General features: G+C 66.5%; 21 protein-coding genes. 13 read left to right on the forward strand and 8 right to left on the reverse strand.

The window, feature by feature from the left end:
• Positions 1-20: 20 nt before the first annotated feature.
• From K9B35_RS11255 to K9B35_RS11275, 5 genes are all read right to left on the reverse strand, one after another.
• Positions 21-806 carry a crotonase/enoyl-CoA hydratase family protein gene (locus K9B35_RS11255; protein WP_224921935.1) on the reverse strand — a complete coding sequence of 262 codons (786 nt, stop codon included), beginning with the start codon at positions 804-806 and terminating at the stop codon, positions 21-23.
• 34 nt (positions 807-840) lie between these two features.
• Entirely contained in the window at positions 841-1,293 is a 453-nt protein-coding gene (locus K9B35_RS11260) for a response regulator transcription factor (RefSeq protein WP_224921936.1), read from the reverse strand.
• A 109-nt stretch (positions 1,294-1,402) separates the two neighbouring features.
• Complete coding sequence (locus K9B35_RS11265) at positions 1,403-2,323, reverse strand: transposase (protein ID WP_412103470.1); 921 nt, start codon at positions 2,321-2,323, stop codon at positions 1,403-1,405.
• Positions 2,324-2,328: 5 nt separating this feature from the next.
• Positions 2,329-3,231, reverse strand: a complete 903-nt coding sequence (locus tag K9B35_RS11270; RefSeq protein ID WP_224921938.1) for a hypothetical protein — start codon at positions 3,229-3,231, stop codon at positions 2,329-2,331.
• A 2-nt stretch (positions 3,232-3,233) separates the two neighbouring features.
• Positions 3,234-3,374 carry a hypothetical protein gene (locus K9B35_RS11275; RefSeq protein WP_224921939.1) on the reverse strand — a complete coding sequence of 47 codons (141 nt, stop codon included), beginning with the start codon at positions 3,372-3,374 and terminating at the stop codon, positions 3,234-3,236.
• A gap of 127 nt (positions 3,375-3,501) precedes the next feature.
• On the opposite strand from K9B35_RS11275, the gene K9B35_RS11280 reads away from it, so the two are divergent.
• A complete protein-coding gene (locus K9B35_RS11280) occupies positions 3,502-3,939 on the forward strand; it encodes a PaaI family thioesterase (protein ID WP_224921940.1) in 438 nt (145 codons plus the stop codon).
• Positions 3,936-4,334, forward strand: a complete 399-nt coding sequence (locus tag K9B35_RS11285) for a PaaI family thioesterase (RefSeq protein WP_224921941.1) — start codon at positions 3,936-3,938, stop codon at positions 4,332-4,334. Before K9B35_RS11280 ends, K9B35_RS11285 begins: the two co-directional genes overlap by 4 nt.
• Here K9B35_RS11285 and K9B35_RS11290 read toward each other — a convergent pair.
• Together K9B35_RS11290 and K9B35_RS11295 are read right to left on the reverse strand one after the other, a co-directional pair.
• Positions 4,315-5,502 (reverse strand): PQQ-dependent sugar dehydrogenase, encoded by a 1,188-nt coding sequence (locus tag K9B35_RS11290; protein WP_224921942.1) that lies wholly within the window; start codon positions 5,500-5,502, stop codon positions 4,315-4,317. The two genes, K9B35_RS11285 and K9B35_RS11290, sit on opposite strands and share 20 nt — an antisense overlap.
• Positions 5,499-6,635 (reverse strand): PQQ-dependent sugar dehydrogenase, encoded by a 1,137-nt coding sequence (locus tag K9B35_RS11295; protein WP_224921943.1) that lies wholly within the window; start codon positions 6,633-6,635, stop codon positions 5,499-5,501. Before K9B35_RS11295 ends, K9B35_RS11290 begins: the two co-directional genes overlap by 4 nt.
• 220 nt (positions 6,636-6,855) lie before the next feature.
• On the opposite strand from K9B35_RS11295, the gene rimP reads away from it, so the two are divergent.
• From rimP to rbfA, 5 genes are all read left to right on the forward strand, one after another.
• Complete coding sequence (rimP, locus tag K9B35_RS11300; protein WP_224921944.1) at positions 6,856-7,401, forward strand: ribosome maturation protein RimP; 546 nt, start codon at positions 6,856-6,858, stop codon at positions 7,399-7,401.
• Positions 7,401-9,041, forward strand: a complete 1,641-nt coding sequence (gene nusA, locus K9B35_RS11305; RefSeq protein ID WP_224921945.1) for a transcription termination factor NusA — start codon at positions 7,401-7,403, stop codon at positions 9,039-9,041. Before rimP ends, nusA begins: the two co-directional genes overlap by 1 nt.
• Positions 9,028-9,690 (forward strand): DUF448 domain-containing protein, encoded by a 663-nt coding sequence (locus tag K9B35_RS11310; protein WP_224922237.1) that lies wholly within the window; start codon positions 9,028-9,030, stop codon positions 9,688-9,690. The genes nusA and K9B35_RS11310 overlap by 14 nt, the downstream gene beginning before the upstream one ends.
• 80 nt (positions 9,691-9,770) lie before the next feature.
• The gene (gene infB, locus K9B35_RS11315) at positions 9,771-12,479 is read left to right on the forward strand and encodes a translation initiation factor IF-2 (RefSeq protein ID WP_224921946.1); all 2,709 of its coding nucleotides are present in this window, start codon (positions 9,771-9,773) and stop codon (positions 12,477-12,479) included.
• 184 nt (positions 12,480-12,663) lie between these two features.
• On the forward strand, positions 12,664-13,068 hold the full coding sequence (gene rbfA, locus K9B35_RS11320) for a 30S ribosome-binding factor RbfA (protein ID WP_224921947.1): 405 nt from the start codon (positions 12,664-12,666) through the stop codon (positions 13,066-13,068).
• Between the two features lie 5 nt (positions 13,069-13,073).
• Here rbfA and K9B35_RS11325 read toward each other — a convergent pair whose 3' ends face one another.
• Positions 13,074-13,643: a YceI family protein gene (locus tag K9B35_RS11325; RefSeq protein WP_224921948.1), complete on the reverse strand. Its 570-nt coding sequence runs from the start codon at positions 13,641-13,643 to the stop codon at positions 13,074-13,076.
• A gap of 89 nt (positions 13,644-13,732) precedes the next feature.
• Here K9B35_RS11325 and K9B35_RS11330 point away from each other — a divergent pair, with 89 nt between their 5' ends.
• The 6 genes from K9B35_RS11330 to K9B35_RS11355 all read left to right on the forward strand — a co-directional run bounded on the left by K9B35_RS11330 (position 13,733) and on the right by K9B35_RS11355 (position 20,696).
• On the forward strand, positions 13,733-14,317 hold the full coding sequence (locus tag K9B35_RS11330; RefSeq protein WP_224921949.1) for a thymidine kinase: 585 nt from the start codon (positions 13,733-13,735) through the stop codon (positions 14,315-14,317).
• An 84-nt stretch (positions 14,318-14,401) separates the two neighbouring features.
• Positions 14,402-15,094, forward strand: a complete 693-nt coding sequence (locus K9B35_RS11335; protein WP_224921950.1) for a M50 family metallopeptidase — start codon at positions 14,402-14,404, stop codon at positions 15,092-15,094.
• Between the two features lie 10 nt (positions 15,095-15,104).
• The gene (gene truB / locus K9B35_RS11340; protein WP_224921951.1) at positions 15,105-16,001 is read left to right on the forward strand and encodes a tRNA pseudouridine(55) synthase TruB; all 897 of its coding nucleotides are present in this window, start codon (positions 15,105-15,107) and stop codon (positions 15,999-16,001) included.
• 21 nt (positions 16,002-16,022) lie between these two features.
• On the forward strand, positions 16,023-16,292 hold the full coding sequence (gene rpsO / locus K9B35_RS11345; protein ID WP_224921952.1) for a 30S ribosomal protein S15: 270 nt from the start codon (positions 16,023-16,025) through the stop codon (positions 16,290-16,292).
• 177 nt (positions 16,293-16,469) lie between these two features.
• On the forward strand, positions 16,470-18,818 hold the full coding sequence (gene pnp / locus K9B35_RS11350) for a polyribonucleotide nucleotidyltransferase (RefSeq protein ID WP_224921953.1): 2,349 nt from the start codon (positions 16,470-16,472) through the stop codon (positions 18,816-18,818).
• Between the two features lie 153 nt (positions 18,819-18,971).
• The gene (locus tag K9B35_RS11355; protein WP_224921954.1) at positions 18,972-20,696 is read left to right on the forward strand and encodes a methyl-accepting chemotaxis protein; all 1,725 of its coding nucleotides are present in this window, start codon (positions 18,972-18,974) and stop codon (positions 20,694-20,696) included.
• The last annotated feature ends 72 nt before the right edge of the window (positions 20,697-20,768 follow it).

A 20,768-nucleotide genomic window follows, 5' to 3' on the forward strand; every position in this document is an offset into this window, starting at 1 on the left:
GAGCGGGCGCATTGGAAGAGTCAGTCGGTGAAGCTCGGCGTGCGCTTCTGCATGTTGGCCATCACCGCCTCCATCTGGTTGGGCGAGCGCATCAGCTTTGCCTGCTCGGCGCTTTCGGCGACCAGAATCGGGCCGGCGCTGGCATCGGCGGACAGGTTGGCGAGCCGCTTGGCGGCTCGGATCGCCTCGGGATTGCGCGCGGCAATGGCGGCGGCAATGTCCATCGCGGCGGCATAGGGCGCGTCGGAAAGATGGGTGACAAAGCCGAGCGCCGCCGCCTCCGCCGCATCGAACTCACGCGCGGTGTAGGTCAGTTCGCGCAGCACATCGTCGCGCACCGTCGTCCGCCACAGCGCGAATCCGGCCATGTCGGGGACGATCCCCCATTTCATCTCCATGATCGAACAGCGCGTGCCCGGGGCCATGACGCGGATGTCCGCACCCGACATGATCTGAAACCCGCCGCCGAACGCGATGCCATGCACCGCCGCGATCACCGGGACCGGCAAGGTGCGCCAGCCCCAGGCGACCTGTTGGAACAGGTTCGCCTCGCCATGGCTGCGCGCATGGATGTCGAGCGCGCCGCCACCACCGGCCATGCTCGCCATGTCGAGCCCGGCGCAAAAGGCCTTCCCCTCGCCCGACAACACTACTGCGCGCAGACCCGGCATGGCGGCCAGCTGGTCGATCGCGTCAACAATCCCTGCGAACATCGCCGGGTCGAGCGCGTTCATCTTGTCGGGGCGCGCCAGCCGGACATCGGCGATGCCATTGGCGATATGGATTGTCACGCGCTGCTCGGTCATGGTCCTCTCCGCTCGATCTTGCTTTACGCGCACGTTAACCCGCGACGAGGCGATAGCCCAGCCCCTTGCGACCTTCGATCATTGCGGTGGGGAAGGGGCGGTCGAGCTTGGCGCGCAGGTTCGAAACATGGACCGCGACGACATTGGTGCCGGGGTCGAAGCGAAGTCCCCAGACCTGCTCCAGCAGCTCGCATCGCGGCACAAATCGTCCGCGCGATTCGGCGAGGTAGCGCAGCAGCGCGAACTCACGCGGGACCAGCGCGATCTGCGTTCCGGACCGACTGGCGCTGCGTGCGACCGGGTCAAGCGTCAGCGCGCCGACCGTGAGCGGGGTGGCGGCGTGGCGGCGCACCCGGACATCGACACGCGCGGCGAGCTCATCGGGATCGACCGGAACCGCCACCGCGTCGGAAGCTCCGGCGTCGAGTGCTGCGACCAGTGCAGCGCGGTCCTCCGTCAGCGCGATCTGCGGGACTGGCCTGGCCATGATCGCGCGCCCGATCTGCCACCGACACAGAATCGCCGCTACATGCGGCGTCGGCGCGGCGCGGGCGTACCCGATTTCAAGTCGGTAGCCCCGTGCGCGTATCGCGTGGTCAAGCCACGGTATCTCGACTTCGGATAGAATCACCGGGACCACATGGCGCTTTTGCGCGGTTCTGCAGCAGCCTGTCTGCCGCAGATGGGTCCAAAGCGGGGTGATCCGGCGCGGCACGGGCGATCAGTGCAAGCGCGTCGGGGCAATCCGGACGCGCCGATGCCAGCGCGGCGAGTGCGGTGGCGCGCATGCGCGGATGCGGGTGCTGGCGGGCGAGATGGTCGATCAGGTCAAGGCCGTTGCCGCCGCCGAGATGCGCGGCGATCGTCGCCAGCCCCTCCGACGGCGCGGTGGTCAGTATTTCGGCGACGGCTCCGGTGGCCGGGTCGAAGCGATGCTGGTCGATCCAGCGATGCGACGGGTGGCTGCCAAGGATGTTGAGCGTCACCGAAAATGCGTCGGGCGGCAGCTGGGCGTGGACGTCGCGGGACATGCGGTAGAGCATCAGCTGCCCCGGCTCGATCCGCCGCCGTCCGGTAAAGCGCATCGGCGTCTCTGGCTGCGCCGGATCGCGCTCCCAATAATCGCTCCAATAGCCTGGCCCGAGATAGCCATAGGTCAGGAACGGGAAATTATGGTCGTGCGCCATGCCATAGACGAACGGCGCGGTGCCGCTCGCCTGGACGATGCCGTCATCGGTCGATGGCCAGAAATTGGCGCGCAGCACGAACCGGCCGTTGGGCGGGCGGAGCAGGAATACCTGCGCGCCATAGTTGTTGGCGACACCCTGCCCGGCACACCGCGTCTTGAGTTCGGCGATGGCGAGGTCGGCAAGGAAGCGGCGATTGCGTCCGAGGCGGGCGAGCAGCGGGCCGAGCGCGGCGAAGCTATCTTCGTCATGCGGATCAAAGGCGGTGGTCTCGAGTGCTTCGACCAGTTCTTCGAGAGTCATCGCGCTGCCCGCGCCGGGATCGATCATGCGGGTCACGCCGCCGCCAGCCGTGCGTCGAGCCGGTCGAGCGTCTGCGCTGCGGCGACTTGTACCCCCGGATCGGGGTCTGCTGCCGCCATCTCCACCAGCCGGGGGCGGGCGGCGCGTGCATCGAGCATCAGCCATTCGCGCATCGCGGCCCAGCGCAGGTGAAAGGCCGGATCGCGCGTCATCGCGTCAAAGCTGTCGGCCGCGTCGCTTCTTCCATTGGCGCGGAGCAGGGCAAGGAGCAGTTCGGCGCGCGAGCTGCGGTCGTCGGCGGTGACACTGCGGACAAGACGGCCATCGGCAATGGCGAATTCGTGCATCAGCGGATCGGCGCCCGATTTGGCGGTCGCGGTGACGGCGACTACGTCGCTTGTCGCCGCGATGATCAGCCGCCCCTCGCGGCGTCCGTCCTGTTCGATCAGATCGTTGTCGCCGAGAAGCTGGCGCTCGATCTCGACGCAGCGGCGTGGTTCCGTGTCGGCAAGGCGCCATCGCCGCACCTGCGCCTGCCCGCCCCGCACATACAGGGTCAGCGCGCGCCGACCGGACAGCACGACCGTGGCGGGCGGATCGACCCGGGCGAGCGCCGCTGCCGAGGTCACGCTGGCGGTCAGCGACACTGCGGGCAGGTCGGCGAGGACCACTGCGGTGCGCATTGCATCGCGCGTGATGCGGAGTGCGGGATCGAACCACGGATCGGCGCGCAGGGCATCGACCAGTGGGGTGATCAGCCCGGCGATCCAGCCGCTATCGGCCAGCAATGCGCGGGCCTGTCGCAACACCGCGTCGGCTTCGGTAAGCCCATCGAACCGCGCCGCGATGCGGTCGCGCACGGCGTCGGCAAAGGCGGCATTGCCTGATGCGGAGCGGCCGCGCGCGTCCGGCACCGCCGCGTCGAACGCGGTCAAGCTCAGGTCTCGTAAACGATGATGACGATCGCCACCATCATCTCGAAAATCTCGTCCCCGGCGATTTCGGAGGCACGGAGTGCGCCATGCATCGCAACCTGCGTGTCCAGCGTAGCGATGTCGGACAGTGCGAGAGTCAGCATAGTCGATCCCCCTTTTTGATGTGGGGTCAGGCTAGGCGGATGCTCCGCCACGGCTGAGTTAATTCGGCTTTATGTTGCTGATGCCCCCGGCTTGCCGTGCGTCGCCGCGCCCGCTAGCGCGCAGGGGATGAGCGCTGCGCCGATCCCCTTTGACCCCCAACGCTTTTTCACGCACCGCGTCGGCGGGCATGGCGACGCGCTGGGCATCCGCTATCGCGCGCACGGCCCCGACTGGTGCGAGCTCGCGTTACCGTTCGATCCGAAACTGATCGGCGATGTCGAGCGCGGGGTGCTGGCATCGGGGCCGATCATCACCCTGCTCGACATGGCGACCAGCGTCGCAGTGTGGATGAAGCGCGGCGGGTTTCTGCCGCACGCGACACTCGACCTGCGCGTCGATTATCTGCGGCCGGCGGTCGCGGGGCGCGAGGTGATCGGGCGGGGCGAGTGTTATCGCGTGACGCGGTCGGTCGGCTTTGTGCGCGGGGTGGCGCATGACGGCGACCCCGACGATCCGGTCGCGCATGTCGCGGGCACGTTCATGTTCATGGAGGGCGCGGCATGAGCTTTGCCCTGCCACCCTATGCCGAACTGCTCGGCATCACGATCGAGCGCGGCGATGGCCCGCCGGTTCTGACGATGCCGTTCGGCAGCGACGTGCTGGGGCGCCCAGGCTTTGTGCATGGCGGTGCGCTGTCCGGGTTGCTCGAAATGGCGGCGATCGCGGCGTTGCGTCATGCACTGGCAGCGGATGAGCGCGGCGGTGCGCGGATCAAGCCGGTCAACGTCACCGTCGATTTCATGCGTGGCGGACGCGAAAAGCCGACCCGCGCGCAGGGAAAAGTCAGCCGTCTCGGCAACCGCGTCGCCAATGTCGAGGCGTTCGCGTGGCAGGACGATCCCGAGCGACCGGTTGCGGCCGCTCGGATAAACTTTCTGATCAGTTCGGGACCAGCCTGAGCAATCGACCGCTGCTGGAATCCTCCAGCACCCAGATCGCGCCGTCCGGCCCCTGTTCGACCTCACGGATACGCGCGCCAAGCGGGATGCGTTGCAGTTCGGTCGCGCTGGTCGGGGTGAAACGGACGCGGACCAGCCCCTGGCTGACAAGGCCCGCGACGATCGCGTCGCCGCGCCATGCCGCGAACAGGCTGCCCGAATAGAGGATCATCCCGCCCGGTGCGATCACCGGGGTCCAGGACAGCAGCGGCGCAACATAGCCGTCGCCCGGCATGTGATCGGGGATGTTGCCGCCGCCATAATCCTGGCCGTTGGAGACGTTTGGCCAGCCATAATTGCCGCCGCGCGTGACAAGGTTGAACTCGTCGCCGCCCTCCGGCCCCATCTCATGCTCCCACAATCGTCCGGCGGCATCGAAGGCGAGGCCATAGGGATTGCGATGGCCGAGCGACCAGATTTCTGTCCGCGCGCCCGCAGTGGTGACGAACGGGTTGTCGGCGGGGACGCTGCCATCGGCGTTGATGCGGATAATCTTGCCCAACGTCTGGGTCATATCCTGCGCCGGCAATCCGCGCTGCCGCTCGCCCGCAGTGACATAAAGCGTGCCATCAGGGGCAAAGGCCATGCGCCCGCCGAAATGGCCGCTTCCCGATAGCTTCGGAGCCTGTCGCCAGATCGTGCTGACGCCGGTCAGGCGCGGCCCGCCGGCATCTTCGACCAGAGTGCCGCGCGCCACCGCCAGCCCCGATCCGCCGGTCCCCGCTTCGGAGAAGCTCAAATAGACCAGCGCGTTGCTCGCGAAGTTCGGATGCAGGGCAACGTCGAGCAGGCCGCCCTGCCCGCCCGCCGCGACGGTGGGGACGCCAACCAGCGCGGCGGATTTCACCCCGGCCTGGGTCACGATGCGCAGCGTGCCGCCCTTTTCAGTCACCAGTGCCCGGCCATCGGGCAGGAACACCATCGCCCAAGGTGAGGCAAAGGTCGCGACCGCCGTCGCCTGCACCCCCGTGATCGGTGCTGCGGTCGGGCTTGCGCTGGGAGACGGGGAGGGCGCGACGGTCGGGCTGGGCGCCGGTGTCGACACGCCGCCGCCGCTCCCGCCGCCCGAATCGCACGCGGCGAGGGCGAGGAGCGCGGCGCCGAGCGCGAACCGGCGCCCGGCGATCATTTAACCGGCGTCAGCTTGAGCAGCCGGCCTTCCGATCCGCGCCCGCCGTCCTCGAGCAGCCAGATCGCGCCGTCAGGGCCTTCCTCGACCTCGCGAATGCGCGCGCCCATCGACCATTGATCGCCCTTGGCGGCGCTGGTGCCGTTGACGTCGACGCGGATCAGCGCCTGGCTCGACAGGCCGCCGATGAACAGGTCGCCCTTCCATTGCGGGAACATCTTGCCCGAATAGGCGATCAGCCCGCCGGGCGAGATTGCCGGGTTCCACGATACCTTGGGTGCCTCGAACTCGGGGCGCGTGCTGTGGTCGGGGATGTCGCGCCCGTCATAATGGTCGCCGTCGGAGACGATCGGATAGCCATAGTTGCGGCCGGGCAGGACCAGATTGACCTCGTCGCCGCCCTTCGGCCCCATTTCCTGCTCCCACAGATTGCCGGCGCTGTCGAAGGCGATGCCGAGCAGGTTGCGATGGCCGTACGACCAGACCGCGGGGTGGAAACCCTTGGCGGTCAGGCCGGGATCGCCCGCCGGCTTGCCGTCGAGGGTCAGGCGCAGCATCTTGCCGAGCGTTGACTTGGGGTCCTGCGCCGGGTCGAACTTCTGGCGCTCACCATTGGCAAAGAACAGATGCTTGCCGTCGGGTGCGAAGGCGATCCGGCCCGAATAATGGCCGCTGCCTTCGACATAGGGCGCTGCCTGGAACAGGCGCTCGACCTGCGTCAGGGCGGGGGTTGCACCACCGGTCAGAACCGCGCGGGCGAGGACCACGCCCTTGCCGCCCTGTCCCGCTTCGGAGAAGCTGAAATACACGCGCTTGCTCTTGGCATAATCGGGCGCGAGCAGAATTTCCTTGAGCGCGCCTTGCCCGGCGCTGTCGACCGCGGGAACGCCGCTCACTTCGGTCTTGGTCTTGCCGTCGGCGCTCAGCAGGATCAGCTTGCCAGCCTTCTCGGTCACCAGCATACGCCCGTCGGGCAGGAACGTCATCGACCAAGGCGCGTCAAAATCGGCGACCGGAGTGACGGTGAAGGGCAGGCCGTCCGCTCCATTTGCCGTCTCCTGGCTGTTTCCGGGCTGGGCGGCGGTGCAGGCAATCAGCACGAACGGTATGGCGGCAATCGGTAACAGGCGCATCGAATCCTCCCTGGAGCAATTTCCGCAACGCGCGGGACGCGCGGATGTTGCACGTGAAACAACGCGCGAAAAGGGGGCCAAAGGGGCAGAGTCGAACGCCTTGCTGTTCGCGCGCCTTGCGTTTATAGAGGCGCTGTTCTCGACATTGGAAACTTGGCGAGGTCGGCCCCAGCGGGTCCGGCGGCGACGGGGTGTTTCCGGTGTATTTGGAGTTTTTGCGTTGGCCGACCTGGCAGTCCTGAACGGTATCATCGAGCCTGAGGCGCGTGCGCTCGGCTTCGATCTGGTGCGCGTCAAGCTGTTCGGCGGCGAGGGCGACCGCACGCTGCAGGTGATGGCCGAGCGGCCCGATACCCGCCAGCTGAACATCGACGATTGCGCTGACCTGTCGCGCCGCATCTCCGACCGGCTCGACGAACTGGAAGAGGCGGGGCGTGATCCGATTCCCGAAGCCTATCGGCTGGAAGTCAGCTCGCCCGGCATCGACCGGCCGCTGACTCGCCTCAAGGACTTCGCCGACTGGCAGGGGCATGAGGCGCGCATCACGCTCGCCGAGAAGATCGATGGGCGCAAACAATTCAAGGGCGACCTTGCCGGGGTGGAGGGCGACGTGATCGCCATCACCGACGGGCACGGGCTGACCCACAACATCGCCTTTGCGACCATCGAGGACGCAAAGCTCGTGATTACCGACCGACTGATCGCCGCAACCAAACCGCTCTCTGCCGAGGGCGCCGACGAATTCGAAGCAGAGGAACAGGACTGATGGCCACCGCCATTTCCGCCAACAAGGCCGAACTGATCGCCATTGCCAATTCGGTGGCGTCCGAGAAGATGATCGACAAGGCGATCGTCATCGAGGCGATGGAGGACGCGATCGAGCGTGCCGCCAAGAACCGCTATGGCGTCGAGAACGACATCCGCGCGAAGCTGGATCCCGTAACCGGCGATCTGCGCCTGTGGCGCGTGGTCGAGGTGGTCGAAGCGGTTGACGACTATTTCAAGCAGGTCGACATCAAGGGCGCGCAGAAGCTGCAGAAGGACGCGAAGGTCGGCGACTTCATCGTCGATCCGCTGCCCCCGATCGAATTCGGCCGCATTCAGGCGCAGGCGAGCAAGCAGATCATCTTCCAGAAGGTCCGCGACGCAGAGCGCGAGCGCCAGTTCGAGGAATTCAAGGACCGTCAGGGTGAGATCATCACCGGCGTCGTCAAGCGCGTCGAGTTCGGCCATGTCGTCGTCGATCTGGGCCGCGCCGAGGGCGTCATCCGCCGCGACGCGCAGATTCCGCGCGAAGTGGTCCGCGTCGGCGACCGCGTCCGCAGCCTGATCCTGAAGGTCGTGCGCGAAACGCGCGGGCCGCAGATTTTCCTGTCGCGCGCGCACCCCGACTTCATGAAGAAGCTGTTCGCGCAGGAAGTCCCCGAAATCTATGACGGGATCATCGAGATCAAGGCCGCCGCCCGCGACCCGGGTTCGCGCGCCAAGATCGGCGTGATCAGCCACGATTCGAGCATCGACCCGGTCGGCGCCTGCGTCGGCATGAAGGGCAGCCGCGTGCAGGCCGTCGTGCAGGAGATGCAGGGCGAGAAGATCGACATCATCCCGTGGTCGCCGGATACGGCTACCTTCGTCGTCAACGCGCTGCAGCCGGCGAATGTCGCGCGCGTCGTCATCGACGAAGAGGATGACCGCATCGAAGTCGTCGTTCCCGACGACATGCTCAGCCTCGCCATCGGTCGCCGCGGCCAGAATGTCCGCCTCGCCAGCCAGCTGACCGGCAAGGCGATCGACATCCTGACCGAGACGGACTCGAGCGAGAAGCGCCAGCAGGAATTCGTCACCAACAGCGAGATGTTCCAGAACGAACTGGACGTGGACGAGACGCTCGCCCAGCTGCTGGTCGCCGAAGGCTTCAGCCAGCTCGAGGAAGTCGCCTATGTCGAGATCGACGAACTGGCGAGCATCGAAGGGTTCGACGACGATCTGGCGGGCGAGCTGCAGAGCCGTGCGGCTGAGGCGCTTGAGCGGCGTGAGGAAGCGAACCGCGAAGCCCGTCGTGCGCTGGGCGTCGAGGACGATCTGGCGACCATGCCGTATCTGACCGAAGCGATGCTGGTCACGCTGGGCAAGGCCGGGATCAAGACGCTCGACGATCTTGCCGACCTCGCCACCGACGAGCTGGTTGCCAAGAAGCGCGCCGAACCGCGCCGCCGTGGCGACGGTCCTGCCGCTCCGCAGCGCGACAGCGCCCGCGAGCAGGACAAGGGCGGCGTGCTCGGCGAATATGGTCTGAGCGACGAGCAGGGCAACGAGATCATCATGGCTGCCCGCGCGCACTGGTTCGCGGATGAAGAGCCTGCTTCGTCGGGTGCGGAGGACGCAATTGCGGATTCCGAACAATGAGCGCCCGGCTGAACTGACGGATGGTCAGCGTGCGGATGGTGGCCCCATCCGCACCTGCATTCTCTCGCGTGAGGGTCAGCCTCGCGACGGGCTGATCCGGCTTGCTGTGTCGCCCGATGGCGATGTGCTGCCCGATGTCCGCGCCAAGGCTCCGGGCCGCGGCGCGTGGATCGGCGTGACTCGCGCGCAGCTCGACGCGAGCGGCAAGCAGTTGCGCGGCGCCTTGTCGCGCGCGTTCAAGACGGGCGATCTGAACATTCCCGACGATCTCGGCGCGCGGGTGACCGCGCAGCTCGAGCGCGCGTTCCTCGACCGGCTGGGGCTGGAAGCCAAGGCCGGTTATGTCGTGATCGGCGGCGAGCGCATCGAAAAAGCGGGGCGCAGCGGCAAGCTGCACCTACTGCTGCACGCGGCCGACGCCGGCGGCGATGGCGCGCGTAAACTCGATCAGGCGCTGCGGGTCGGCACCGAACGCGAAGGTTCCGGGGACACGGGGTTCACATTGCCGTTCCCCCGCACCATATTGTCCTTGGCGCTTGGCCGCGAAAATGTGGTACATGCAGGCCTGACCGACCCCAGAGCGGCGGCGCGGGTGCGCGAAGCACTCGATCGTCTGCTCCATTTTATCGGACCCGACCCGGCCCCATAGCCTTGCGAAACCCGCTCGCAAGGCGCATCGGGCCTTGCGGCGATCTGAACGAACGACGAAGAAAAGCAGGAATTAGACACTTGAGCGATACCGAAAACGAAAAGCCGAAGCTCGGAATGCGCCAGCCGCTGGGGCTGAAGCGCACGGTCGAGACCGGCCAGGTGAAGCAGAGCTTCAGCCACGGACGCTCGAACACCGTTGTGGTCGAAGTCAAGCGCCGCCGCATGCTCGGCCCGCAGACCGGCGCGCCGCAGGAGGAAGCGGCACCGCCACCCGCACCTGTCGCAGCGCCTCCGGCCCCGCCGGCCCCTGCACCGCGCCCCGCCGCTCCGGCGGGCGAGACCGCGCAGGAGCGCCAGGCGCGCCTGCTGCGTGAAGCCGAAGATCAGCGGATGCAGGCCAATGAGGAAGCCCGCCGCCGCGAAGAGCGCGAGCGTGCCGAGGCTGCCGAAGCCGAACAGCGCCGCCTTGAGGAAAAGGCCCGCGCCGAAGCCGAGGCTGCCAAGCCGCCCGTCGTCGAAGCAAAGCCCGAGCCGGTCGCCGAAGTGGCGCCTGCGCCCGCGCCCGCGGCTGCCCCTGACGCCGCGCCTGTGACGCCGGCTCCGGCTCCGGTCGCTCCGCCTGCGCCGCCCGAGCCGGTTTCTTTGCAGCTCGACTCCACCCGTCCTGCGCCGCGCCTGTTTACCCCGGTGCAGCGTCCTGAAATTCCGCGCCCGGCGCCGGCCAAGCCTGAGCCGGCGGCCGCTGCTGCGCCTGCCGCGACGGCGAGCGCACCGGCGAATGCTGGTGGCGCTGCTGCCGGTGCTCCGCGCGGGCCGAATCTCGGCCCCAACCGCGCCCCGGCGCGTGCGCCTGAGCCGCAGCGTCCGCAGCAGCGCGATCGCAAGGGCGACGAGCGCCGCGGCGGCAAGCTGACGGTCAACCGCGCAACGGGCGGTGACGATGGCGCGCGCGCGCGCAGCCTCGCCGCGCTCAAGCGTGCGCGTGACAAGGAACGCCGCCACTCCGGCCCGCGCGAGCCGCAGGCCAAGCAGGTCCGCGACGTCAAGGTCCCGGAGACGATCACCGTCGCCGAACTCGCCAACCGCATGGCCGAAAAGGGCGCGGATCTGGTCAAGGCGCTGTTCAAGATGGGCATGCCCGTCACGCTGACCCAGACGATCGATCAGGACACCGCCGAGCTGCTGGTGACCGAGTTCGGCCACAATATCGTGCGCGTCAGCGACAGCGATATCGATCTGGTGCTCGATACCGATGCAGATACCGAGGATGCGCTGAAGCCGCGTCCGCCGGTGGTGACGATCATGGGCCATGTCGATCACGGCAAGACCAGCCTGCTCGACGCGCTGCGCGGCACCGATGTGGTGCGCGGCGAAGCCGGTGGCATCACCCAGCATATCGGCGCCTATCAGGTCACGCTGAAGGACAAGTCCAAGGTCACCTTCCTCGACACGCCGGGTCACGAAGCGTTTTCGGAGATGCGTGCGCGCGGCGCGAACGTCACCGACATCGTCGTGCTGGTGGTCGCCGCCGATGACGGCCTGATGCCGCAGACGATCGAGGCGATCAATCACACCAAGGCGGCCGGCGTTCCGATGATCGTCGCGATCAACAAGATCGACAAGCCCGAGGCCAATGCCCAGAAGGTGCGCGAGCGCCTGCTCGAGCATAACATCCAGGTCGAGGAAATGGGCGGCGAGACGCAGGACGTCGAGGTTTCCGCGAAGGAAAAGATCGGCCTCGACGCGTTGATCGAGAAGATCCAGCTTCAGGCCGAGCTGATGGAGCTCAAGGCCAATCCCGACCGCGCTGCCGAGGGCAATGTGGTCGAGGCGAAGCTCGACAAGGGCCGCGGCCCGGTCGCGACGATCCTCGTCACGCGCGGCACGCTCAAGGTCGGCGACGTGTTCGTGGTCGGTGCCGAGAGCGGCAAGATCCGCGCGCTGATCGACGACAAGGGTCGCCAGATCAAGGAAGCTGGTCCGTCGATGCCGGTCGAGATTCTCGGCCTGTCGGGCGTGCCGATGGCGGGCGATCTGCTGCAGGTCGTCGAGAATGAGGCGCGCGCCCGTGAGGTCGCCGCCTATCGCGCCAGCGTGATCCAGAACAAGCGCACGACCAACACCCCCGCCAGCCTCGAGAGCATGTTCAGTGCGCTCAAGGAAAAGCAGGCGATGGAATATCCGCTGGTCGTCAAGGCGGATACCCAGGGCACGGTCGAAGCGATCGTCGCGGCGATCAACAAGATCAGCACCGACGACATCAAGGCGCGCGTGCTGCATGCGGGCGTCGGCGGCATTACCGAAAGCGACGTGAACGCGGCTGCGGCCTCGGGCGCGCCGATCATCGGCTTCAATGTCCGTCCGAACGCCAAGGCACGCGAGATCGCCGATCGCCACAAGGTCGCGTTCAAATATTATGACGTGATCTACGAACTCACCGACGAGATTCGCGCCGGCATGGCGGGGCAGCTTGGTCCGGAAGCGTTCGAGACCGTGGTCGGCCGTGCGGAAATCCGCGAGGTCTTCTCGGCGGGCAAGCATGGCAAGGCCGCCGGTCTGCTGGTGGTCGACGGTGCGATCCGCAAGGCGCTCAAGGCTCGCATCACGCGCGACGACGTCATCATCTACCAGGGCGAGATCGCATCGCTGCGCCGCTTCAAGGACGATGTCGCCGAAGTGCGCGCAGGTCTGGAATGCGGTGTGACGTTCACGCAGAACTTCACCGACATCAAGGCCGGCGACATGCTGGAAACCTTTGAGGTCGAGCTGCGCGAACGGACGCTGTAATCAAAATTGCGCTCTCCCCTTCAGGGGAGAGGGTTGGGAGAGGGGCCTGTCCCTAAGCCGGACGGTGGCAGTCTTGAACTGCCCCTCTCCCCCGGCCAGTTCGAGGTGAACGTCACTCCGTGACGTTTAGGTCGCGCTGGGAGCGCGACCGGCCTCAAACTCCCCTGAAGGGGAGAGGGAGTTCATGAAACACAACGACACCCCCGAAACCCGCTCCGTCCGCCTGCTGCGCGTGGGCGAGCAGGTGCGCCATATCCTGTCCGACATCCTCGCGCGCGGCGAGGTGCATGACGAGCTGTTGGCCAAGCACATGGTCAGCGTCACCGAAGTGCGTATGTCGCCCGACATGCGCCACGCCACCGTCTTCGTGAAGCCGCTGCTGGGCAAGGAAGAAGAGGCGGTGATCAAGGCGCTGCGAACCAACACCGCCTATCTCCAGCGCGAGGTCGCCGCCCGCGTGAAGCTCAAATATGCCGCCAAGCTCAAATTCCTTGCGGATGAGAGCTTCGACGAGGGCAGCCATATCGAACAGCTGCTGCGCGATCCCAAGGTGGCGCGCGACCTGTCCGCCGAAGACGCCGCTGACTGATCCGGTCAGCCGGCCGGACGCAGGGTGATGTCCAGCGCGACATCCACCTTGCGCCCGACGACAAGGCGATAGCTGGTCATCCCGAAATCGGTCCGGTCGATCCGGGTGCGCGCGGTCAGGCGAAGTTCGGGCGCAGCGCCCGCCTGTGCCACCGGCCGCGAAAAATTGACGTCCAGCGTCACTGGTTTGGAAACCCCGCGCGCAGTCAATGTCCCCGCGATCACCGCGCTGGCGGGGCCGGTCAGCCGCATCTGGCCCCCGACAAAGCGCACGGTCCGCGTCCGCTTTACATCGAAAAATGCCGATCCACGCAGCCGGTCGCGGGTCAGGTCGTCGCTGGCAGTCAGCGCCGACGCGTCGAGCGTGACGTCGATCGCGATGCGGGCCATGTCTGCAGGGTTGATCGTCACTGCACCGCTGACACTGGGGAACCGCGCTTGTCGGCGCGCAACGCCGAAAAACGCGACCTGCGCCGTCGCCGAGCTGGGCGATTCGATTGCGTAGCGCTGGGTCGCGGGTGCGCCGGTGGCAGTCGGCGCCAATGCGAGAACGGCGGCAATGCACCAACGCCACATACTCTCTCTCCCTGGCCCGACCCTCTGCCTTCGACCGGCGGCTGTCAATCGCGCCGACTTCGGTTAAAACGCGCAACAACAGGGGGATCATGGCCAAGCTCTATTTCTACTACGCCTCGATGAACGCGGGGAAATCGACCACGTTGCTGCAGGCCGATTTCAACTATCGCGAGCGCGGGATGCGGACGTTGCTGTTCACGGCGGCGCTGGATGAGCGGTCGGGGACGGGGCGGATCGCGTCGCGGATCGGGCTGGATACCGCCGCGGTCGGCTTTGCCGCGGATACCGATCTGCGGCTGCATGTCGAGCGTGAGATGGATCATGGCCCGGTGCATTGCGTGCTGGTCGATGAGGCGCAGTTTCTGAGTGCGGCGCAGGTGGATCAACTCGCTGCGGTCGCCGATGTCCTCGGCATTCCGGTGCTCGCGTACGGCTTGCGAACCGATTTTCGGGGAGCGCTGTTTCCCGGATCGGCGCGGCTGCTGGCGCTCGCCGACTCGCTGGTCGAGATCAAGTCGGTGTGCCGCTGCGGGCGCAAGGCGACGATGAACCTGCGCGTCGATGGCGAGGGGCGGGCGGTCGCCGATGGCGCGCAGACCGAGATTGGCGGCAATGATCGCTATGCCGCGCTGTGCCGGCGGCATTTCACCGAAGCGCTCGCCGCTGCCGAATAAACGTCCCGTTCCGTAACGGCATCCGGCACGAATCGGGTGGAGCCGCGCGCATCCTTCCGCCACGGTGTCCACCGGGGGAGAAGGATGCAGCCGATTATCGCGTCGCTGGCCGTGTGGGCGTTACCCGCGATCGCGGCGGTTCTACTCCATGATGCCGGCCAGCGGATGGTGGCGAGCTGGATGCCGGCCGAGCCGGATGCGCCCGAACCCCCGCCGCATCGCCTGCCCCGCATCCTGCGCGCGATCGACCCGGTCGGGACGGTAATCGTGCCGATCGCGCTGGCGCTGACCGGGGCGCCGGTCTTCGGCTGGCCGCGCTATCGCCCCTTCGCGCGTGGCGAGGATGCGCTGGCGCGGTGGCGGCGACTGGTCAGCGCGCTTGCAGGGCCGGTGGCGAGCTTTGCCGCAGCGCTAGTCGGCGCAATGGCGCTGGGCGCGCTGGTCGCGGCGGCGGGCGGGGCGATGCCGGACCATGGCGTGGCGTGGCTGGTCACCGCCAACCTGTTCAACTTCATCCTCGCCAATGCGTGCATGACGAGTTTTCACCTGCTGCCCGTCCCGCCATTCGACATGGGGCGGGCGCTGAGTGCGCTGCTCCCGCTGCCGCTGCGTCAAAGGCTGCGCAAGGCGGGACGGCTGGTGGTGCTGGCGGTGATCGCGACGGTGGTGGCGATTCCGCTGCTCGATCCGCACGCCCGCATCGGCGAGTGGATCGCCGCACCGATGATCAATGCGATCACGCGCTTCGTGCTGGGACTCGTCAACCTGACGGTCTAGGAGCCGCGCGATGGATGGCTGGATCATTTTAGACAAACCGCTGGGGCTAGGCTCGACCCAGGGGGTGAGCGCGGTCAAGCGCGCGTTGCGTGACAGCGGCTATGGGCCAAAGCTGCGCGACCTGCCCAAGGTCGGGCATGGCGGCACGCTCGACCCGCTGGCGACCGGCGTGCTGCCGATCGCGGTGGGGGAGGCGACCAAGCTTGCCGGGCGGATGCTCGACAGCGACAAGGTCTATGATTTTACCGTGCGCTTCGGGGTCGAGACCGACACGCTCGATCTGGAGGGCAAGCCGGTCGCCGAGTCCGATGTGCGACCGACGCGCGACCAGATTGCGGCGATCCTGCCGCGCTTCACCGGCCCGATCGACCAGATGCCGCCGGCCTATTCGGCGCTCAAGGTCGATGGCGAGCGCGCCTACGACCTCGCGCGCAAAGGGGAGGTCGTGACGCTGGCGACCCGCGCGGTCACGATCCATGCGCTGACGCTGGGCGAAGCCGATGGCGAATCGGCCACCCTCACCGCGCATGTCTCCAAGGGCACCTATATCCGCAGCCTCGCGCGCGACATCGCATTGGCGCTCGGCAGCGTCGGCCATGTCACCATGTTGCGGCGGGTAAAGGCGGGGCCGTTCACCCTCGAATCCGCGATATCGCTGGACAAACTGTCCGAATCCGGTAAGGCGCGCGACCTTGAACAATGCCTCCTGCCGCTGAGGGCGGGGCTGGACGACATCCCGGCTCTACTCCTCGAACCCGGTCAGGCAGGGGCTCTCCGTCAGGGGAAAGTGCTGACCGGGATCGCCGCGAATGATGGCCAACACTTTGCGCTGGACGGCGAAACGCCGGTCGCGCTGGTCGAGGTTTCGGACGGAAACGTCCGCGTCGTGCGCGGCTTCAACCTGTAGAATGATGTCGAAGGAAAACACATGACGATCACGACCGAGCGCAAGGCAGAACTGACCAAGGAACATGGCCGCGCCGAAGGCGATACCGGCAGCCCCGAAGTCCAGATCGCGATCCTGACCGAGCGCATCGTCAACCTGACCAGCCACTTCAAGGGCCATGCGAAGGACAACCATTCGCGTCGCGGCCTGCTGATGATGGTCAACAAGCGCCGCAGCCTCCTCGACTACCTCCGCAAGACGGACGGGGATCGCTACACCGCCCTCATCGCGAAGCTCGGGCTTCGCAAGTAACCGAAAAGGCGGCCTTCGGGTCGCCTTTTTGCCATTTCGGGCATGTGCCCGGATCCTGGGTCACCGGCAATTCGGCCACCGACCCGCACCAGGGGTGACGTCACCCCGCACCGCGCAAGCCGGACAGCTTGCACACAGGCCCCGGGCGCATTGGGCGCCCGGTCCAAAGGAAATCAGATGTTCGACAAGAAGACCGTATCGATCGAGTGGGGCGGACAAACCCTGACACTCGAAACCGGGCAGGTTGCCCGTCAGGCCGATGGCGCCGTGATGGCGACGCTCGGCGAAACCGTGGTGCTGTGCGCCGTCACCGCCGCCAAGTCGGTGAAGGAAGGGCAGGATTTCTTCCCGCTCACCGTGCACTATCAGGAAAAATTCTCGGCCGCCGGCCGCATTCCCGGTGGCTTCTTCAAGCGTGAGCGCGGCGCGACCGAAAAGGAAACGCTGACCAGCCGCCTGATCGACCGCCCGATCCGTCCGTTGTTCCCGGAAGGGTTCTACAACGAAATCAACGTGATCTGTCAGGTTCTGTCGTACGACGGCGAGAATGAGCCGGACATCCTCGCGATGGTCGCGGCATCGGCTGCACTCACCATTTCGGGCGTGCCGTTCATGGGCCCGATCGGCGCCGCGCGCGTCGGCTATGTCGATGGCGAATATGTCCTCAACCCGACCACCGAACAGGTTGCCGCAGGCGATCTCGACCTGGTCGTTGCCGCCACCGGCAACGCCGTGATGATGGTCGAATCCGAAGCCAAGGAGCTGTCGGAAGAGGTCATGCTGGGCGCCGTCCAGTTCGCGCACAAGGCATGCAAGCAGGCCGTCAACGCGATCATCGACCTGGCCGAGCAGGCCGCGAAGGATCCGTGGGAAATGGCCGAGCAGGCTGACCTGTCGGCTGCCAAGGACAAGCTCAAGAAGCTGATCGGCAAGGACATCGCCGCCGCCTATAAGGTGGTCGACAAGTCCAAGCGCTCGAACATGCTCAACGAAGCCCGCGCCAAGGGTAAGGCTGCGTTCGCTGATGCGACGCCGCAGGACCAGATGGCTGCCGGCAAGCTGATGAAGAAGCTGGAGGCGGAGATCGTCCGCGGCGCCATCCTCAAGGACGGCACCCGCATCGACGGTCGTTCGACCACCCAGATCCGTCCGATCGAAGCGATGGTGCATTTCCTGCCCCGCGCGCATGGTTCGGCACTGTTCACGCGTGGCGAGACGCAGTCGATCTGCACCACCACGCTCGGCACCAAGGACGCCGAGCAGATGATTGACGGGCTGGACGGCCTGTCCTACTCGAACTTCATGCTCCACTATAACTTCCCGCCCTATTCGGTCGGTGAAGTCGGCCGCTTCGGCGCGCCGGGCCGTCGTGAAGTCGGTCATGGCAAGCTGGCATGGCGCGCGCTGCACCCGGTGCTGCCGAGCAAGGACGAGTTTCCCTACACGATCCGCGTTCTCTCCGACATCACCGAGTCGAACGGCTCGTCGTCGATGGCGACGGTGTGCGGCGGTTCGCTGTCGATGATGGACGCAGGCGTTCCGCTCAAGCGTCCGGTGTCGGGTATCGCCATGGGCCTGATCCTGGAAGGCAAGGATTTCGCGATCCTGTCCGACATTCTGGGTGACGAAGATCACCTCGGTGACATGGACTTCAAGGTTGCGGGCACGTCCGAAGGCATCACCACGATGCAGATGGACATCAAGGTCGCCGGCATCACCGACGAGATCATGCGCGTCGCGCTGGCACAGGCCAAGGAAGGCCGCGCGCACATCCTGGGCGAAATGGCTAAGGCGCTGGGCGAAACCCGCACCGAGCTGTCGGCACATGCCCCGCGTATCGAGACGATGCAGATCGACAAGTCGAAGATCCGCGACGTCATCGGCACCGGCGGCAAGGTGATCCGCGAGATCGTCGCCACCACCGGCGCCAAGGTCGACATCGACGACGAGGGTGTGATCAAGGTCAGCTCGTCCGACGTCAGCCAGATCGAAGCCGCGATGAACTGGATCAAGGGCATCGTCGAGGAGGCCGAGGTCGGCAAGGTCTATAACGGCAAGGTCGTCAACCTCGTTGATTTCGGCGCGTTCGTGAATTTCATGGGCGGCAAGGACGGTCTCGTCCACGTCAGCGAAATCCGCAACGAGCGCGTCGAGAAGGTCAGCGACGTCCTGAGCGAAGGCCAGGAAGTCAAGGTCAAGGTCCTCGAGATCGACCAGCGCGGCAAGGTTCGCCTGTCGATGCGCGTCGTCGATCAGGAGACCGGTGCTGAGCTGGAGGACACCCGTCCTGCGCGCGAGCCGCGTGAAGGTGGCCGTGGTGGCGAGCGTGGCGACCGCGAAGGCGGCCGCGGCGGTGACCGTCGTCGCGAAGGCGGCCGTGGCGGCGAGCGTGGCGGCGAGCGCGATCGTGGCCCGCGCCGCGACCGTGGCGACCGCAACGACCGTCCGGCGCGTTCGGAATCGAAGGATGAGGGCGGCGAGAATATCGGCCTCCCCGCTTTCCTGACCGGCGGCAGCGACGACTGATCGTCGTTTCCAACCAACGACATGAGGGGCCCGGAGCAATCCGGGCCCCTTTTTCGTCACTACGGTATCGCTAGGTAGAGGGGGAGGCGGCGACCGGCACTGTCAGCGCACACCTATCATACGGAAGAAGCTGCGCGACATCGGGGACCCGATATGAGCATTCGCCGTCTGACCATCATCGCCGGTGCGATCCTGATCGCGCTGACTGCCCTCAGCTTTGCCTATGGCGGCTGGCGGATCGAACGGGTCATCATGGGCGGGCCGATCCAGCGCGAGTCGCAGGAAGCATCGGACCTGATCGCGGACATTCTACCGCCCCCGGTCTATGTCATCGAACCCTATCTGGTCGCCAACCAGATCGCGCGGCACCCTGAGACGCTGGCGGCGAACGAAGCGCGGCTGCGCACGCTGCGTGAAGCCTATGACGCGCGGCAGGCCTATTGGCGGGACAGTGCGATTGCGCCCGACCTGCAGGCGGCGATCACGCGCGACATCGATGCGGGCGCGCAGGCATTCTGGAAGGAGCTGGATGCGGATTTCCTTCCTGCTGTCCGCACCGGCGACCCGGTCGCGATCAATGCCAGTTTCGAGCGCATGAGCGAGGCATATGAGGGGCATCGCGTCGCCGTCGACCGCGCGGTGGAAATGGCCATTGCCTATCAGAAGCAGTTGAAGGCCGATGCCGAGCGCCAGATCGAACTGACCATCTGGCAGCTTCTTGCCCTCGCGACCCTGATCGGCGCTGCGACGATCGGCTTTATCGTGTTTGTGCTGCGCAAGGTCATCCGACCGATCCGCACGATCACCGCCGCGATGAACGTGATGGCCGAGGGCGGCGCGGCGAACGCGGAGGCGGAGGCATCGCGCCGCGACGAGATCGGCGACATCGCCCGCGCGCTGGAGGGCATCGTTGCCTATGTCGCGGAGAAGGCGGGACGCGAAGCGGAGGCTCAGGCGGCTGTCCAGCGCGCGGTCGTGACCGCATTGGGCGAAGGGCTGGGGCGGCTGCGCGAAGGCGTGCTGCGCCACCGCATCAACAGCGCGTTTCCCGAGGAATATGCCCAGTTGCGCGACGATTATAACGCTGCGGCCGAGGCGATGGAGACTGCGATCGCCGCGGTTCGGGACACCACTTTGATCCTCAATACCGGTGCGAGCGAGATCGCAGAGGCCACGTCCGACCTGTCGATACGCACGGAGCAGCAGGCTGCGCGCGTCGAGGAAACCAGTGCGGCGATGACCGCGCTGACCGAGCGGGTGCGTGCTGCCGCGGGAGCTTCGAGCCATGCCGCCGGGATCATGACCGAAACCGATCGGCAGGCTGGGGAAAATGCCCGGATCCTGGAAGATGCGGTCGCAGCGATGGGGCGGGTGCAAGAAGCGGCGAGCGAAATCGACCAGATCGTCGGCTTTATCGACAGCCTCGCCTTCCAGACCAATATGCTGGCGCTCAATGCCAGTATCGAGGCGGGCCGTGCGGGAGAGGCGGGCAAGGGGTTCGACGTGGTCGCCAACGCCGTCCGCGCGCTTGCCGAACGTAGCGCCGACGCTGCGCGCAACATCAAGGCGCTGACCGACCGATCGAGTGAGGAGGTGCGGGCGGGCGCGCGGTTGGTGCTGTCCTCCGGCGATGCGATGAAGGCCATCATTACCAAAGTATCTGACGGCAACGCGCTGGTCGGCGAGATCGCCGGAAGCGCGGCGGACCAGACCACAGGCATCGTCCAGGTGCGGGAAGCGATCGCCAGCATCGACGAGATGACTCAGAAGAACGCGGCGATGGGTGAGCAGTGCAATGCCGCAGCGCGTCTGTTGCGCGCGGAAGCCGATCGCCTGCAGGCACTGGTCGGCCGATTCGACGCGGCGGCTGCGGCCTGAAATTCCCTTGGCGGGTTTGCTCCGCTGAACGAGTGGCGATAGCGTGCGGTATCCGTCCTCCCGCACAGGAAC

It is taken from the genome of Sphingomonas sp. R647, from assembly GCF_020177055.1.
Taxonomy (GTDB): Bacteria; Pseudomonadota; Alphaproteobacteria; order Sphingomonadales; family Sphingomonadaceae; genus Sphingomonas.

Coding starts and splice junctions, on each gene's coding strand:
- K9B35_RS11265 (WP_412103470.1), bottom strand. CDS start 2,323: ATGATCGATCCCGGCGCGGGCAGCGCGATGACTCTCGAAGAACTGGTC.
- pnp (WP_224921953.1), top strand. CDS start 16,470: ATGTTCGACAAGAAGACCGTATCGATCGAGTGGGGCGGACAAACCCTG.
- nusA (WP_224921945.1), top strand. CDS start 7,401: ATGGCCACCGCCATTTCCGCCAACAAGGCCGAACTGATCGCCATTGCC.
- K9B35_RS11275 (WP_224921939.1), bottom strand. CDS start 3,374: ATGCTGACTCTCGCACTGTCCGACATCGCTACGCTGGACACGCAGGTT.
- K9B35_RS11255 (WP_224921935.1), bottom strand. CDS start 806: ATGACCGAGCAGCGCGTGACAATCCATATCGCCAATGGCATCGCCGAT.
- rbfA (WP_224921947.1), top strand. CDS start 12,664: ATGAAACACAACGACACCCCCGAAACCCGCTCCGTCCGCCTGCTGCGC.
- rpsO (WP_224921952.1), top strand. CDS start 16,023: ATGACGATCACGACCGAGCGCAAGGCAGAACTGACCAAGGAACATGGC.
- K9B35_RS11335 (WP_224921950.1), top strand. CDS start 14,402: ATGCAGCCGATTATCGCGTCGCTGGCCGTGTGGGCGTTACCCGCGATC.
- K9B35_RS11355 (WP_224921954.1), top strand. CDS start 18,972: ATGAGCATTCGCCGTCTGACCATCATCGCCGGTGCGATCCTGATCGCG.
- truB (WP_224921951.1), top strand. CDS start 15,105: ATGGATGGCTGGATCATTTTAGACAAACCGCTGGGGCTAGGCTCGACC.
- K9B35_RS11285 (WP_224921941.1), top strand. CDS start 3,936: ATGAGCTTTGCCCTGCCACCCTATGCCGAACTGCTCGGCATCACGATC.
- K9B35_RS11295 (WP_224921943.1), bottom strand. CDS start 6,635: ATGCGCCTGTTACCGATTGCCGCCATACCGTTCGTGCTGATTGCCTGC.
- K9B35_RS11280 (WP_224921940.1), top strand. CDS start 3,502: ATGAGCGCTGCGCCGATCCCCTTTGACCCCCAACGCTTTTTCACGCAC.
- K9B35_RS11260 (WP_224921936.1), bottom strand. CDS start 1,293: ATGGCCAGGCCAGTCCCGCAGATCGCGCTGACGGAGGACCGCGCTGCA.
- K9B35_RS11330 (WP_224921949.1), top strand. CDS start 13,733: ATGGCCAAGCTCTATTTCTACTACGCCTCGATGAACGCGGGGAAATCG.
- K9B35_RS11290 (WP_224921942.1), bottom strand. CDS start 5,502: ATGATCGCCGGGCGCCGGTTCGCGCTCGGCGCCGCGCTCCTCGCCCTC.
- K9B35_RS11325 (WP_224921948.1), bottom strand. CDS start 13,643: ATGTGGCGTTGGTGCATTGCCGCCGTTCTCGCATTGGCGCCGACTGCC.